The following is a 14,468-nucleotide window of genomic DNA, read 5'->3' on the forward strand; positions in this document are numbered from 1 at the left end:
GACGGATCACCATCCGTCAGTCAGTAGCGATGGATCACCATCCGTCAGTCCGTAGCGAAGGATAATCATCCGTCAGTCCGTAGCGAAGGATAATCATCCGTCAGTCCGTAGCGAAGGATAATCATCCGTCAGTCAGTAGAGACGGATAATCATCCGTCAGTCCGTAGAGACGGATCACCATCCGTCCAAAAAAAAATTAACCGGTACCCCATCCGTCACAAACAGAAACAACGATAATTTTTAAAATATAGGTTATGAGTTTTCCAATCACACGTCTGAGACGTTTACGTAAATCCCCGGTTATTCGGAATATGGTTCGCGAAACCATCGTCAACCGGGATGATCTGATAATGCCCTATTTCGTATGCCCGGGCGAGGGGGTACAAAATCCCATTCCCTCCATGCCGGGAAATTATCAGTGGTCCATCGATCTGCTGGTGAAGGAGATCAAAGATCTTTATAGCACGACGGGAATCGATAAAATATTGTTATTCGGCATTCCCGAAGAGAAAGATGAGGACGGCAGCGTGGCCTGCAGGCATGATGCCATCGTGCCTCGTGCTATTGAAGCTTTGAAGAAAGAGGTGCCGGAGGTGATGATTGTCGCCGATGTTTGTAACTGTGAATATACCACTCACGGCCATTGCGGAACAGTGGTCGATGGCGATGTCAACAACGATCTGACGTTGAAGACGCTGGCGGCACAGTCGGTGACGTTGGCACAGGCCGGCGCCGACATCATTGCGCCCAGCGACATGATGGACGGTCGTGTGGGCGTCATCCGCAAAGCATTGGATGAAAATGGTTTTGAGAATACCCCCATCATGGCTTATTCGGCCAAGTATGCTTCTGCCTTTTACGGGCCGTTCCGTGATGCAGCCGAAAGTGCACCCCAATTTGGAGACCGTTCGACCTATCAGATGGATCCTGCCAATTCGGATGAAGCATTGAGGGAAGTGGAGCAAGATATCATTGAAGGCGCCGATATGGTGATGGTGAAACCGGCCCTTAGTTATCTGGATGTGATCAACCGGGTGAAAGCAACCTTTAATATGCCGCTGGTGGCCTATAACGTGAGCGGTGAATTTTCCATGGTGAAAGCGGCTGCCCAAAACGGATGGATTGATGAGCAGCGCATCATCAGGGAAATTCTCACCTCCATCAAGCGAGCCGGTGCCGATGTGATCATTACTTATCATGCCAAAGAATTTATTTTGAACAATCAATAAGTTCAAAATCGCTCAACAGATGAGTCAAATTTTATTCTAATGAAACGGGCATGACTCTGCAGAATTGGCCCCAAAGGCAATCTCTAAACCGCGTCGTGCGCGTTCCATCAGACCAATGAATTAACCAAATTATATATTGATGAATACGACCAAAAGCATAGAAGCCTATAAGAAGGCTTGTCAGTTGATGCCCGGGGGGGTTAATTCACCGGTTCGGGCGTTCAAAAGTGTGGGAGGGAATCCGGTATTTATCCAAAAAGGGAAAGGTGCCAGGGTTTGGGATATTGATGGCAACGAATATATCGACTTTGTGGCCTCATGGGGTCCTCTGATTCTGGGGCATGCCCGTGATGAGGTGGTGGCAGCCATTCAAAAAACAGCGATGGATGGTACCAGTTTCGGCGCACCCACCCTTCTGGAAAATGAGATGGCTGAGATGATCACCCGGATGGTGCCTTCCGTTGAAAAGGTTCGGATGGTCAATTCGGGTACCGAGGCTACGATGAGTGCCTTACGTCTGGCACGTGGATATACCCAACGAGATAAAGTGATCAAATTTGCCGGTTGTTTTCATGGCCATTCCGACAGCTTTTTGATACAGGCCGGCTCGGGTGCGATGACTTTTGGTCTTCCCGACAGCCCCGGTGTCACCAAAGCTGCCGCTCAAGATACATTGATTGCTTCTTATAATGATTTGACATCCGTAGAAAAACTGTTTGAAGAATATGACGGACAAATTGCTGCAGTCATCGTGGAGCCGGTGCCCGGAAATATGGGTGTTATCCCGCCAAAACCGGGATTTCTGGAAGGATTAAGAGAGGTGACCCGGCGTTATGGTGCGCTTCTGATCTTTGATGAGGTGATTTCCGGTTTTCGTCTTTCACCGGGAGGAGCGCAGCAATACCTGGGTGTGACGCCCGACCTGACCACTATGGGTAAGATCATCGGTGGCGGTCTTCCCGTAGGAGCCTTTGGCGGACGGGCTGACATTATGAACCATCTGGCGCCGGAAGGGGCCGTTTACCAAGCCGGGACTCTGTCTGGAAATCCTTTGGCCATGGCAGCCGGAAAAGCGGCACTGCAAATCCTGGAAAATAATCCGGATATCTATAAAACCATTGAGGCAAAAGCTGCTCGTCTGGAAGAAGGCTTAAGAAAGAATGTCGAAGCGTCCGGTATTCCTGCTGTGATAAACCGGTTGGGAGGAATGATGACCCTCTTTTTTACCGGCGAACGGGAAGTGACCAATTTTGAGCAGGCCGGGAAATCCGATACCGGCCGTTATGCCACTTATTTCAAAAGGATGCTTGAAAACGGGATCTATCTGGCCCCTTCGCAATTTGAGTGTACTTTTGTGTCTGAAGCCCACACCATGGATGATATTGACCGATTGATAGAAGTGTCGGGAAAAGTATTGAATCAGATGTAAGGCATTTGGCTGAACGAAGAGACGCCTCTCTGCCTTCCTCGATTGTTTTGGGAACCGGTGCATAAAATATATTTGATACGAATGAAGCGAGCATGGCGATGAAGGATTGTCACAAAAAACAAGTAAACCATTGTCATGCGAGTTCCATTTGGCCAATTGTTTAGAAAAAATTTATACGAATGAATGACGCTCTTCTGATAAAAAAGTTGAAAGGGCACTCCACAGCCCGTCCGCCAGTGTGGTTTATGCGACAAGCAGGGCGAATATTGCCCAATTATCAACGGCTGAAAGAGAAGCATTCCTTTCAGGATTTGATGGGGGATCCTGAACTGGCTGCTCAGGTGACGTTGATGCCGATTTATGATTTGGGCGTGGATGCAGCTATTTTGTTTTCAGATATACTGGTAATTCCGGTCGCTTTGGGTATGGAGCTGTCCTTTACCGATCGGGGTCCTGTGTTTGAAAAACCATTATTTAAAACCGACCGTCCTTCGGAAGCCTTAATTCCGGATGCTGCAAAGCTGGACTATATTTATCGTAATATCAAAGCTATTATTGGTCATCGACCAGACCATACGCCTCTGATCGGTTTTTGCGGTGCCCCCTTGACAACCCTGTGCTATATGATTCAGGGGACTGCCAGAAATCCTAATTTTCCGGAGGCCGTCAAGTATCTTTATACCAATAAGGAGGATGCCCGAAGATTGATAGATGTCATCACAGAGATGTCGGTGGTTTATGCCCAAAATCAAATACGTGCCGGTGTCGATGTTTTTCAGTTGTTTGATACCCATGCCGGCCTGATTCCGGCAGAGTTGTATATGGAGCTGTTCTGGCCGGCGATTCACAAAATTTCCGAAGCGGTGCGTCAAACAGGCACTCCCTTTATATTTTTCCCCAAAGGACTGGGAACCGGCATTCGGTATATCACTCCCGATGTGGCAGATTTTGTGAGTATCGACTGGCAAATGCCCTTGCGGCATGCCCGTGAGTTGGTTCCCCATGAGGTGGGATTGCAGGGAAATATAGACCCTCGCCTTTTATATGCCTCCAAAGCGGAAATAGAAAAAACGCTGAAAGATTATATCCCCTTTTATCGTGAATTCCCCAATTTGATCATAAATCTGGGACATGGTTTCCTCCCCGATGTTCCGTATCAAAATGCAAAATGGGTGGTGGATTGGGTTAAGGGAGCCAACTGGTTAGGATGAGGCTTTTAGTTCCTGAATAAGATCATTCAGGTTAACCGTCGCAAAGGATGAGGCATAGTCGCTCATGGCATAAGGAATGATCAATTCACCGTTGTGGATATAAGAGCCACATGAATAGACGACATTGGGCACATAACCGGCTCTTTCGTTTTCGGAAGGGATAAGGAGCGGCTCTTTTAAGCGGGCAATCACTTTGGTCGGATCCTTCAGGTCAAGGAGACTGGCGCCCAGGGAGTATTTTCTGACAGGTCCGACGCCATGAGTGATCAGCAGCCATCCGTGTTCGGTCTCTATAGGGGAACCCCCATTGCCAATTTGCATCAATTCCCAGGGATAAAGTGGTTCCTGAAGAATTTCCGCCTGGCTCCACATGCTCAAGTCATCGGAATACATTATGTAGTTGTTCACGCCGTCGATCCGTCCGATCATGGCATATTTGCCATTGATACGTCTGGGGAAAAGAGCCAGATTCTTGTCCTTGGCAAATTTCCCGTGGATGGGGAAAATTCTGAATCGGTAAAAATCTTTGGTGACCAAAAGCTTGGGGAGGATGGTGTAACCATCATAAGCGGTGTAGGTGGCATAATAGGTCACCGTTCCGTCGTCCTCGATAAACCGAACGAACCGGGCATCTTCAATGCCATTTTTTTCAAATTTTGACAATGGAAAGATGACACGTTCGGAGAGATCGGTATCCAGAGAAAATCTGATTTCTGTATAGGATCCTGCCAACCATAAAATTTCCTGTAGTGCTTTTTGGGCTTCCAACGTCAGCTCCGGTTCTTCGGCTTCCAGATTCTGTGCGGCTTCCCGAACCTGATCATAATTGAATTCTTCGGGCAACTGGTTGGTCACTTTCTCGTAGAGATGAGGTTTCACCCCCATATCTTTTAGTCGGTTAATGAAAAGATCTTTGTTGTAGTGATAGCTTTTGACCAACTCGGCTTCATCAATCTGATTGCCTTCATTCTGTAGGTGAATGTCGTTGTTTTGATCGATGATGGCTCGGCGGAATATCAGCGATGAGATATGTCCTTCCCCGGTACCCCTTAAACTAATGATGACCCGGGTTTGTCCTTCTTCCAAGCCGCTTTGATCGGGGTCTTCCACGATGGAGGGATTGAAGAGAGCTGCCGATTCTATGGCATATTCCATGGTAAAGTAAGCGCCTATGAGGAGTTTCCGGTTCTCGGAAAGCATCGATTTGCCATTCAATCCGCTAACCAAATGTCTTACTTTGTTATAGTGTTTTTTAAAGAGAGTGGTGATACTACGGTGTCGCCGAGTAAATTCACGAAGTATCTGATTCATGTTGACATTTACTTCCTGCTCGGGCATCTTCAGAATGTTCTGAATCACCTTGGTGGCACGTTGGTCGCCGTTGAAGAAAAAGCGGGCAATCACCCGGTTGTTGTTTGGGTAAATGATCGTCTTTTTGCGGACTACAGATAATTTCATCAGTATAAAATTTATCTAAGTTATTGGCCGAATGAAACTTGTCTCCATCGCGGGAGGCTCGCTTCATGAGAATAGTATTTCAATAGATCGTTGAATTTTTAGATTCTGAATGAGAGATTACTACTCAATAATTGCAATTCGAAGCTTGTTAAAAACTTCATAATTATATGGTCGGGTGGTGGCTGGATGTATAAGCCCTTCGCCTCACCAAACCTCTCATTTCATTTTTCTTGAATCCAAAAATAATGCCTGCAAATTTATGAATTAATCGATCCATATAGCAATAATTGAGTAGGAATATTAAGGCGCTCTATCGAAAAATTGGCATTCCATAACGTTTGTTTTGCGGAATAAAACCCGTTCCTTTTCAGCGCTTTTTGATAATTGTCTGTACCTTGTTCGGGCCATCGATTTTGTGGCAGGATAGATCTGAGAAACAACTTTGAGGTTGATTTCAAATGACGTGCCAAGGGATGGTCTGAAGCTTACCAAAAATTGTTATATTAGTTGAGACGAATCAGATTATACAGAATTAACCCTAAAATACTTATTTCGCTGAGAACCATCATTCACATATTTTTGGTATTTCTTTTGGCCTTTGGGGGAACCGTGGCATTAGGTGCTCAGGAGAATTCCGAAATAAGACGCATCCGTTTTAAGGGGAATCGGACATTCAGCAGGGGAGAATTACTGGAAAAGATAGACTTTTCCGGCACCTCCTGGGTGGGCAAAACTTTCTTTAAAAAAGACCCTTCGATCTACAGCTCCGAAGCCTGGGTTATGAATAAAGACCGGCTGGTGGCCCTTTATCAGAGGAATGGCTATATGCACGTCAAGATAACTCCTGAAAAACTTAAGCAGGTTTCGGGGAAATATCGTGTTGATCTGACCATCGGAATCGAAGAGGGACCACCCGTCATCATTCGTGACGTTTCATTTAAAGCGGCAGGGAACCCGGAGTCGGATTCTCTGATTGGGTCTGCATCTCTTCAGTCGCTGAAACATAAACTGGAATCGGATGTTGGCAACAGGTTTATTGACAGCCAGGTGAAAAGAGATCAGGAGCGTATTGCAGAATGGTTTGGTTCCAGAGGTTATGCCTACGTAAATGTGACGCCTGAAATATCATTGTCCTCCGATACGCTAGAGGCCGGTATCACCTGGTTGATCGAGAAAGGACCGTTGTGCCGGTTCGGAGATATTACCATTGAGGGAAATAACCGCATCCCTCCGGACGCCATTCGAAAGCAAATCACCTTCAATAAGGGGGAGATTTACAATTCGGAAGCTGTATCACGATCGCAAAAGCAGGTTTACGGATTGGGCCTTTTTCGAATCGCCTCGTTCCAGGTAAGTCTTTCCGATCCTCCAACCGACACCTTATCCGTGAAAATTAGAACAGAAGAGGCACCTCGTCTATCCACCCGTGTGGGCGTAGGATACGGGCTGGAAGATCATTTTAGAACCTTTTTGGATGTGGGTTTCTTGAGCTTTCCGGGAAAGACCATGCGTACAAAATTTTATGCTAAACATTCGGGGTTGGAACCATATCGTTTCGAAGCCGTTCTGACTCAGCCATCCCTATTGGGACCCAATTCTTCAATTGAATTTAATCCATCGGTTCGGAGGAGGAAGGAAGAAGGTTTTCAATCTTTGCAATGGGGAGGTGATCTGTCGTTATACCATAACTTTGGTAGTCGATTAACGGGATCCGTATCCCTGTTTTATGAACGAGTGGATATTGACATCACCTCTGATTTTGAACGATCGCTGGAGGAGATGGATTTGAGTACTTATTCCAAGAATGGAATTTCCGTTGGACTGATCTTTAACAATTTCCAACCCAAGACAGAACCAACGCAAGGGTGGTCTTTGGCAGTGAATACCAAAGCGAATGGTATTATTTTCGATTCGCCGTATCCTTTTTTGAAATATCTGGTTGAGGTGAAGCGTTTTCAGCCGGTAATGAATGGAGTGGTGCTGGCCCTTCGCCTCAAAAACGGGAGCATAATGCGGATGGGAGCGTCTGAGGCAACACCTGTGGAGGAGCGTTTCTTTGCCGGTGGCAGCCAGTCGGTTCGTGGTTGGGGCAGATATATGCTGGGACCGTTAGATGAAGATCAGATCCCTTTGGGTGGAAATTCGCTTGTTGAGGGGAGTATTGAACCACGCATTAAAGTAGTAGGTCCTTTTAGCCTTGTTTTCTTTACTGATTTCGGAAATGTATGGCGAAAGGAGAAGACCTTTAAGATCGGTGAAATTCATTGGGCGGTAGGTACCGGATTTCGTATTTCCACGCCTATAGGTCCGGTGGGATTGGATTTTGCCCGTCCTGTTTTTGATGATACCAGTCAGTGGCAAGTTCATCTGAATATCGGTCATTCGTTTTAATGACAGGACAACCGGAATTGAATATCTGAATAATTTAACGATGCTATATATTGTTTTTTGTGTGATTGTTAGATGATTGTATAAAGAGATGTTGTGAAAAGATCATGGCAAGTGAAATGTTCACAGAAAGAGATGGCATAACGGGTGTTCATGAAGTTTCTGTTAGGAAATTTTACAATTAATACAAACTGAATAGATTGTTTTTGAAGAATAATGGCAATACGTCCCGATTGTGAATAAAGCTATTAAATACCTATTGATTTCGTTTACAGCTATTGTTGTAGTTGTTCTTTTGCTGGTGCTCTTTGCCCAAACGGTAGCTTTTCATCGTATTGTCAAAGAACAGGTGGTGAAAGCCCTTAATAAGACGATAAATGGAGAGGTAAGAATAGAGTCGTTGGAGGGGAATTTCTACAACCAATTGTCTGTGAGTGGTTTGTTTGTTGGCACAAATCAGGGCGATACATTAATGGCGATGGATGATCTGACGCTAGGATATTCCTTATGGCCCTTGTTGAAGGGCAGAGTTCATCTTTACTCTGTTCGCATGGTACGTCCGGTGGTGAAGTTGGAACAGTCGGCCGACTCTTTATGGAATTTTGAAAAACTTTTTCCAACGACGGAGGTGGCTGATGAGGACTCAGTGACAGAACCAACTTCACTTTCTTTTGTCGTAAAGCGCTTAGGGATAACCAATGGCCATGTTACCCTGAATTTTTTGGGGAGCCCCGGACCGATTAGTATTTCGGAATTGAATATGGACCTGGGTGCACAATACAGTTCCCGATCGATGCGTCTTAATCTAACTCATCTGGGTTTTGAGACGCCGGAAGCATTTCCCGATTTAAAACACTTGCAGTTTAATGCCGCACTGAAAGATTCGATTTTTTCATTATCAGATTTTGCCCTGGAGACAAAAAAGAATAATATCCGGGCCAATGGCGATTATTCGGCTCGACAGGCAAATGGATCTGAGCTTTCTCTTCAGTCAGAACCTTTTGATGCTGAGGATTTGACCTGGGCTCTTCCGGATTTTCAAATAGGGGTGAAACCAACACTGGATTTGCAAACCAGTCTTCAGGATAAGGACATTAAAATAGATTGGCTGGCAGAATATGAGGCTCAGCAAATCAGACTGAGAGGAACTATTACCAACTTCGTTGGCCTTCTGAGCGATTCATTGAGACATAAAGCAATATCGGATGTTGATGTAACGTTAAAGGCCTTTGATCCCGGGAAATGGTTTATGCTGTCTGACATACCGGTGATTCTGAACGGGACAATAAAAGTTGAAGGTAATGGGTTGGAAAAGAGTCATCTTCCTTTGACATTAAAGGCTGATTTTTCAAACAGCAGGTGGAAAAATTATCCCTTTAAAGAATTGAAATTGGGGGGTAGTTATCTGGATGGAGCCACCGAGGTCAATTCAAGGATTGTTACCAGAGATGGGGTGTTTAATGTGCAGGGACGAGCGCAGTTTAATGACCGACAGGCGCCGGTTCAATTAAGGGTTAGGGCGGACCGCTTTCCGGCGGGGCGATTTCTTCCGGATTGGGGCGACAGCACTTGGGTGAATATGGATCTTAACATTGTTGGGAACGGCCGTTCGTTGTCATCGTTAAGGGCCCACTTTGATTTGTTCCTGGAAGAATCGGTGGTGGCCGGAATTCCTGTGGATTCTTTAAGGGCCGTCGGCCAAATGGAAAAGGGAGATCTGACGCTTGATACCTTGCAAATCATGAACGAATCGGTGGCGTTTTTTGGACGTGGTACCTATTCCAACAAAGGTGTTTTGCGTGCCGATCTATTCAGCCGGATTAAGGATTTATCAGCATTCCATCACTATGTGGCAATTCCGGCCACCTGGAATTCGTTGGAACTGTCGGGCAAAGCCGGCGGAACTGTGGATTCCCTATCGGCAGAAATTCATCTCAAAGGCCAGACATTAAGGTATGATTCGGTATATCAGGTGGAAAATGCAGAGATATGGGTTGACCGGTTCCTTTTTAAGGAGGGCAACATTTGGGGGGAGACCCTGATAGAAACCAGTGGCATTGCCATATCGGGGACGAACCTAGATTCGGTGAGGATTGAGGGTTATGTAGAACCGGAACGGTGGAACATGAAATCAATGGTCCGCATTACGGATTCATTGTCTTTGAAGGCCAAAGCTTCAGGAGATATGGTCATTCCCTGTCATATTTCCCTTTCGGAGCTGAATATTATTACCCAGTATGATTTTTATTCGCTGAAGGGAGAGGGTGCCCAAATGACGATAGGGACGAATCGGTATGGATTGACAGGTTTTATTCTGACCGGTCGGGAAAATGGCGGTAGCAAGATAGAGGTGGATGGTGAATATTGGGTTGGCGATTCTGTTTTGGTGGATGTATCCGTAGATGATTTGGATCTTTCACTATTTGAAAAATTCGGACTTGTGGAACTCCCTCTGAAGGGAAAGGCCTCTCTGGGAATCCATTCGTCAGGAACGATTAGCGATCTTGATCTGACGTTGATGTTGCTGTTAAATGGGGTTGAAGCTAATCCATTAAGAGTCGAGCAAATACGAGTGAATATGGAACAGCGCCATGACACACTGAGGGCTTCGGCTGTGGCCAAAAGTCAGAAAGGGGATTCATTGATCATTGATTTGCTGTCACCGGTTCAGATCAGTGTCGGCGATTCGCAGATGGTTGCTTCCATCAGGGAGGTAACTGGAAAAATAGTGGCGCAAAAGGTTCGACCTTCTGCTTTTTTTGAATTTGAAAATCCCGATAATCAATATGTCAGAGCTTTGGTGGATGTGGATGTGGGATTGAACGGGCCTTTGATGCATCCTGTTTTAAGAGGTTTTGTGAATATCACAGGGGGAGAGATGTCTATTCCTTCATATGGGCTTGCTTACCATGACATGAAGTTGAAAGTAAGGATTGATAGTAACCGGATACAAGTAGATTCTTTGTATGCGGGTCAAGACAAAGGTTCCTTATTAATTGCGGGGAATGCGGCTTTTGCCCCCGATGTTGTTGCAGGCAACCTTTCCCTGCTTAATTTGACACTAAAGGCACGTGACTTTTTTATTTCCCGGCATCCCAATCATGTAATACAGATTGATGCCGATACCTGGTTAAAACAAGACGGAGGAAATTCCGTATATGGAGGAACGCTTACCGTACTACGATCAAAATTGTATTTGCCGGCTTTAATGGATATGGGAGGATCCTCGAAAGAGGATGAGCCCCTTCTGGTGCAGTCATTGTTGAAGGAGTTGAAAGATAGTATGGTAATAGAAGATTCTGACATTAGGATGGAGCCCGGAATGGGCAAGGATGCCGGCGATTGGATGAAATCGCTCAAAGGCAAGATAAATATAAAAATTCCACGAAATACCTGGCTTCGCTCGGAGGATATGAATCTGGAGCTTTATGGAGATGTGGATCTTTTAAAGAATGATGAATATTTTGAAATATTTGGCGTTTTGGGGATTACCAGAGGATATTATACGCTATATGGACGAAAGCTCAATATCAAAGAAGGGGAATTGACCTTTTCGGGAGGCAGAGAGATGAATCCAGGTATAGAACTGGAGGCCGGCTATACCTTTCGGGGAAGGGATAAACAAAAAAAAGAGTTGATCATGAATGTGAGTGGCACGGCCTTTGACCCGGAGCTGTTATTTACCCTTAACGGATCGGCCGTTAGTGAGCGGGATGCTATGGCTTATCTTATATTTAATCAGTCATTTGATGAGTTGAGTTTCGGAAATAGGGGGGGTATTTCGGTCAATTTGCCAACTGCCATGGTGTCAGGGTTGGTCTCTGCACAATTGACAAAAACAATTGGGAAACAATTTGATTTGGATATGTTGGAGATTCAGGCCGGTGATGATTGGGAAAGTGCTACTTTTATGGTGGGGAAATATATTTCCAATAATCTTTTTGTAACTTACCAAAGAGGGTTTGGGGTAAATGAAGACGGTGCTTTGTTTCACCAGACGGTATCTTTGGAGTATGAGTTCATACGAAATTTGTTTATTCGCTTGACTCAAGGCGATTTTAAAGATTCTGGTATTGATGTTATTATAAAGTTTGAAAAGAAATAAATTATATGGATGGCAATGTTCGGAAAAAGCAAAAGCAGGTTTATACCTTTTTGGATGAAAAAAGGGTAAAAGAGACGCTGGATTATTTATCGGACCTTGTAAAAGAAACGCACAACAGTGATCTGATAGACGGACTTTATCACCTGGAAATGACCTATAAAAGTCTGTTGAAATATACGGTAGAGGGATTTTCTGATCCTGAACGGCAACAAGTATATAATCATCTGATTGGGGACATTTATTTGCTGGCCGATAAAGTGATGGGGGCACTGAGTTTGCGTTGGGGGCAAGGATGGCTTTTCGATGCCCGACGATATTTGAACAGTCTGCCGGCGGAAGAGCTGGACAGCATTGTGGAAAATTATCTCATAGAGTCTGATAAATTTATGGTGGCGTATACTGTGGATACGGGGATTTCTTTTCCCTATCAACTGGAGAAGTCATTGGACCGCCTCTTTGAGATGATTGCTGCCCTTCCCGAATTTTACAAAGAAAGGGAGAAAAATATTCGGACTGTTTTCTTTGGTGATGGGTTTTTCTGGCCCTGGCAAAGTGTTATGGTTAGCGCATTGACTTTAAATCTGCTTACCACTTTCAATAGGAATAATCTTGCATTGCTTTTTGATCTTTGTGAGCATTCTAATTCTCAGGTTCGGCTGAGGGCCTTTACCGGACTTATCTTTGTTTTGTACAAATATGATTCCCGACTTCCATTCATTTCGGGTGTGAAAGAACGCATAGAAAAGCTTAATGACCTCTTTTCTCCTGAGATGATTCAAACCATATTGATCCAAATTTTACGTACCCGGGAGACTGAAAAGCTGACCAAAAAAATGAATGAGGAGATTCTTCCGGAAGTGGCACGCATTCAACCAAACCTTCGGCGAAAACTGGATTTGGACAATTTGTTGGGGGATGTTTTTCCGGAAGATAAAAATCCCGACTGGGAAGATATTTTTTCTGACTCTCCCGAACTTATGGACAAACTGGAAGAGTTGAGTCGGATGCAGATGGAAGGAGCCGATTTGTTTATGTCGACCTTCAGGATGCTGAAAAACTTCCCTTTCTTCAATGAAATTTATCATTGGTTTCTGCCTTTTTATTATCCGAATCCAATTGTCCAGGAGGCCTTGAAGAATGAATCCGGACCGTTTAATGACAGTGAAATGCTTAGTTCCATGGCCGAGTCGGGTGTTCTTTGCAACTCCGATAAATACTCTCTAATAATGAGTATTTCGCAAATGCCGGCTATGCAGAAGGAAATGATGGGCAATATGTTTGGTTCTGAAATTGAAGCGATGAAAGAGATACAAAAAAGTGATGAGCTGGTCGACCCACAAAAGAAAATTCTTTATATCTCGAATCAATATGTTCAGGACCTATATCGCTTCTTTAAGCTTCACCCGCAACGAGGGTCCTTTGATGATCCCTTTGAGTGGACTTTCGACTTTCATAATAAATGGTTCCTTGCTTTGTTGGCACCGGAGCATAATCTGCCTTTAAAGCTGGCGGAATATTTGTTTAGTAAAAATGATTTTGAAGAGGCGGCAGGTGTTTATTTGATGGAAGTTCAAAAAGAAAAAGTGCCGGATGTGCAGATATTGCAAAAATTGGCCTTTTGTTATCAACAGATTGGAGATTACGAGCAGGCATTGAATTATTATTTGCAGGCCGAGCTTTATGGCGATATTCAAGTGTGGAACCTCAAAAAAATTGCTCTTTGTTACCGTTATTTGAAAAATCCCAATAAAGCCCTTGAATATTATAAACTGGCAGAACAACAAAAACCTGACGATTTGCATACTCAGGTAAGTATTGGTCATTGCCTGCTTGAGCTTAAACGTTATGATGAAGCTCTGAAATATTATTTCAAGGTAGAATATCTGGCCCCCGACAATCACAGGGTATGGAGACCCATTGCCTGGTGCTGCTTGATGGAAGGAAAGCTTGATCAGGCCGAAAAGTACGGATTGAAATCACTTGAAGAGAATCCTACCCCACACGATTTAATGAATATGGGACATATCGTTTGGTGTAGGGCCCGACGAAAGGAGGCCCTGGAGTGGTACTTGAAATCTATCCGTCACAAAGACTTCTCCCTTAAAGAGTTTATCGATGCCTTTGAAGCAGATAAAGAAGTGCTTTTGAAGCATAATGTGGAACCTTCCGATGTGCCCATAATGTTGGATCAATTGCGATACTATTTAGAAGAGAATAATAATGCCCAGAAATAAACCTGATGTAGAATTATACAGCTACGGCATTTACACTAAGTGGAATAAATTATCAAAGCAGTTGCCAAAGCTGAAAGAAATTACCACACAAATCCCCGTTAATCCGGAAGTGGAATTTGGTTATGTCTTGAAAATTAAAAAAGCAAAGGGAGAAATCCTGGAATATGAAATTCATCACCCACCCTTTAAGGATCAGGACGGGAAAATTGTTCCTCCTTTTACGGGAGAGGTGTTGATAAACTCAAATGATTGGGAATTTTTCCTTGGAGATACCGTATGGGAGCCATATGACGATAAAGCCGGCGAATGGATCCTTGTTACCAGACTTCAGAATAAAGAAATCGCACGGAAAAAATTTATTTTATTCCTGCCCTAATGGCACTTAAGCAAAGGTGATGTTAAAAAGGAAAGCCC

Annotated in this window: 8 protein-coding genes; 7 read left to right on the plus strand and 1 reads right to left on the minus strand. The window is 44.4% G+C overall.

Going from position 1 to position 14,468, the window contains the following annotated elements; genetic code table 11:
- Positions 1-254 precede the first annotated feature (254 nt).
- From hemB to hemE, 3 genes are all read left to right on the plus strand, one after another.
- The gene (gene hemB / locus ACT29H_RS10510; RefSeq protein WP_444821587.1) at positions 255-1,229 is read left to right on the plus strand and encodes a porphobilinogen synthase; all 975 of its coding nucleotides are present in this window, start codon (positions 255-257) and stop codon (positions 1,227-1,229) included.
- A 139-nt stretch (positions 1,230-1,368) separates the two neighbouring features.
- On the plus strand, positions 1,369-2,658 hold the full coding sequence (gene hemL / locus ACT29H_RS10515) for a glutamate-1-semialdehyde 2,1-aminomutase (protein WP_444821588.1): 1,290 nt from the start codon (positions 1,369-1,371) through the stop codon (positions 2,656-2,658).
- Positions 2,659-2,837: 179 nt separating this feature from the next.
- Positions 2,838-3,869 carry a uroporphyrinogen decarboxylase gene (gene hemE, locus ACT29H_RS10520; RefSeq protein ID WP_444821589.1) on the plus strand — a complete coding sequence of 344 codons (1,032 nt, stop codon included), beginning with the start codon at positions 2,838-2,840 and terminating at the stop codon, positions 3,867-3,869.
- Here the strand turns inward: hemE and ACT29H_RS10525 are convergent.
- Positions 3,861-5,327: a glycoside hydrolase family 130 protein gene (locus ACT29H_RS10525; protein WP_444821590.1), complete on the minus strand. Its 1,467-nt coding sequence runs from the start codon at positions 5,325-5,327 to the stop codon at positions 3,861-3,863. The genes hemE and ACT29H_RS10525 overlap by 9 nt on opposite strands.
- 507 nt (positions 5,328-5,834) lie before the next feature.
- Here ACT29H_RS10525 and ACT29H_RS10530 point away from each other — a divergent pair.
- From ACT29H_RS10530 to ACT29H_RS10545, 4 genes are all read left to right on the plus strand, one after another.
- The gene (locus ACT29H_RS10530) at positions 5,835-7,718 is read left to right on the plus strand and encodes a BamA/OMP85 family outer membrane protein (RefSeq protein ID WP_444821591.1); all 1,884 of its coding nucleotides are present in this window, start codon (positions 5,835-5,837) and stop codon (positions 7,716-7,718) included.
- 232 nt (positions 7,719-7,950) lie between these two features.
- Positions 7,951-11,820, plus strand: coding sequence for a translocation/assembly module TamB domain-containing protein (locus tag ACT29H_RS10535; RefSeq protein ID WP_444821592.1), 3,870 nt, complete (start codon positions 7,951-7,953; stop codon positions 11,818-11,820).
- 5 nt (positions 11,821-11,825) lie between these two features.
- On the plus strand, positions 11,826-14,054 hold the full coding sequence (locus ACT29H_RS10540; RefSeq protein WP_444821593.1) for a tetratricopeptide repeat protein: 2,229 nt from the start codon (positions 11,826-11,828) through the stop codon (positions 14,052-14,054).
- A complete protein-coding gene (locus ACT29H_RS10545; RefSeq protein ID WP_444821594.1) occupies positions 14,041-14,430 on the plus strand; it encodes a DUF3859 domain-containing protein in 390 nt (129 codons plus the stop codon). Before ACT29H_RS10540 ends, ACT29H_RS10545 begins: the two co-directional genes overlap by 14 nt.
- The last annotated feature ends 38 nt before the right edge of the window (positions 14,431-14,468 follow it).

Origin of the sequence: Thermophagus sp. OGC60D27, assembly GCF_052400625.1 — a bacterium.
In the GTDB taxonomy this organism is placed as follows: domain Bacteria; phylum Bacteroidota; class Bacteroidia; order Bacteroidales; family Marinilabiliaceae; genus Thermophagus.

Bases quoted from the DNA above. Each gene is read 5' to 3' on its own strand.
- ACT29H_RS10525 (WP_444821590.1), bottom strand. From the start codon at position 5,327: ATGAAATTATCTGTAGTCCGCAAAAAGACGATCATTTACCCAAACAAC.
- ACT29H_RS10540 (WP_444821593.1), top strand. From the start codon at position 11,826: ATGGATGGCAATGTTCGGAAAAAGCAAAAGCAGGTTTATACCTTTTTG.
- hemE (WP_444821589.1), top strand. From the start codon at position 2,838: ATGAATGACGCTCTTCTGATAAAAAAGTTGAAAGGGCACTCCACAGCC.
- ACT29H_RS10545 (WP_444821594.1), top strand. From the start codon at position 14,041: ATGCCCAGAAATAAACCTGATGTAGAATTATACAGCTACGGCATTTAC.
- hemL (WP_444821588.1), top strand. From the start codon at position 1,369: ATGAATACGACCAAAAGCATAGAAGCCTATAAGAAGGCTTGTCAGTTG.
- hemB (WP_444821587.1), top strand. From the start codon at position 255: ATGAGTTTTCCAATCACACGTCTGAGACGTTTACGTAAATCCCCGGTT.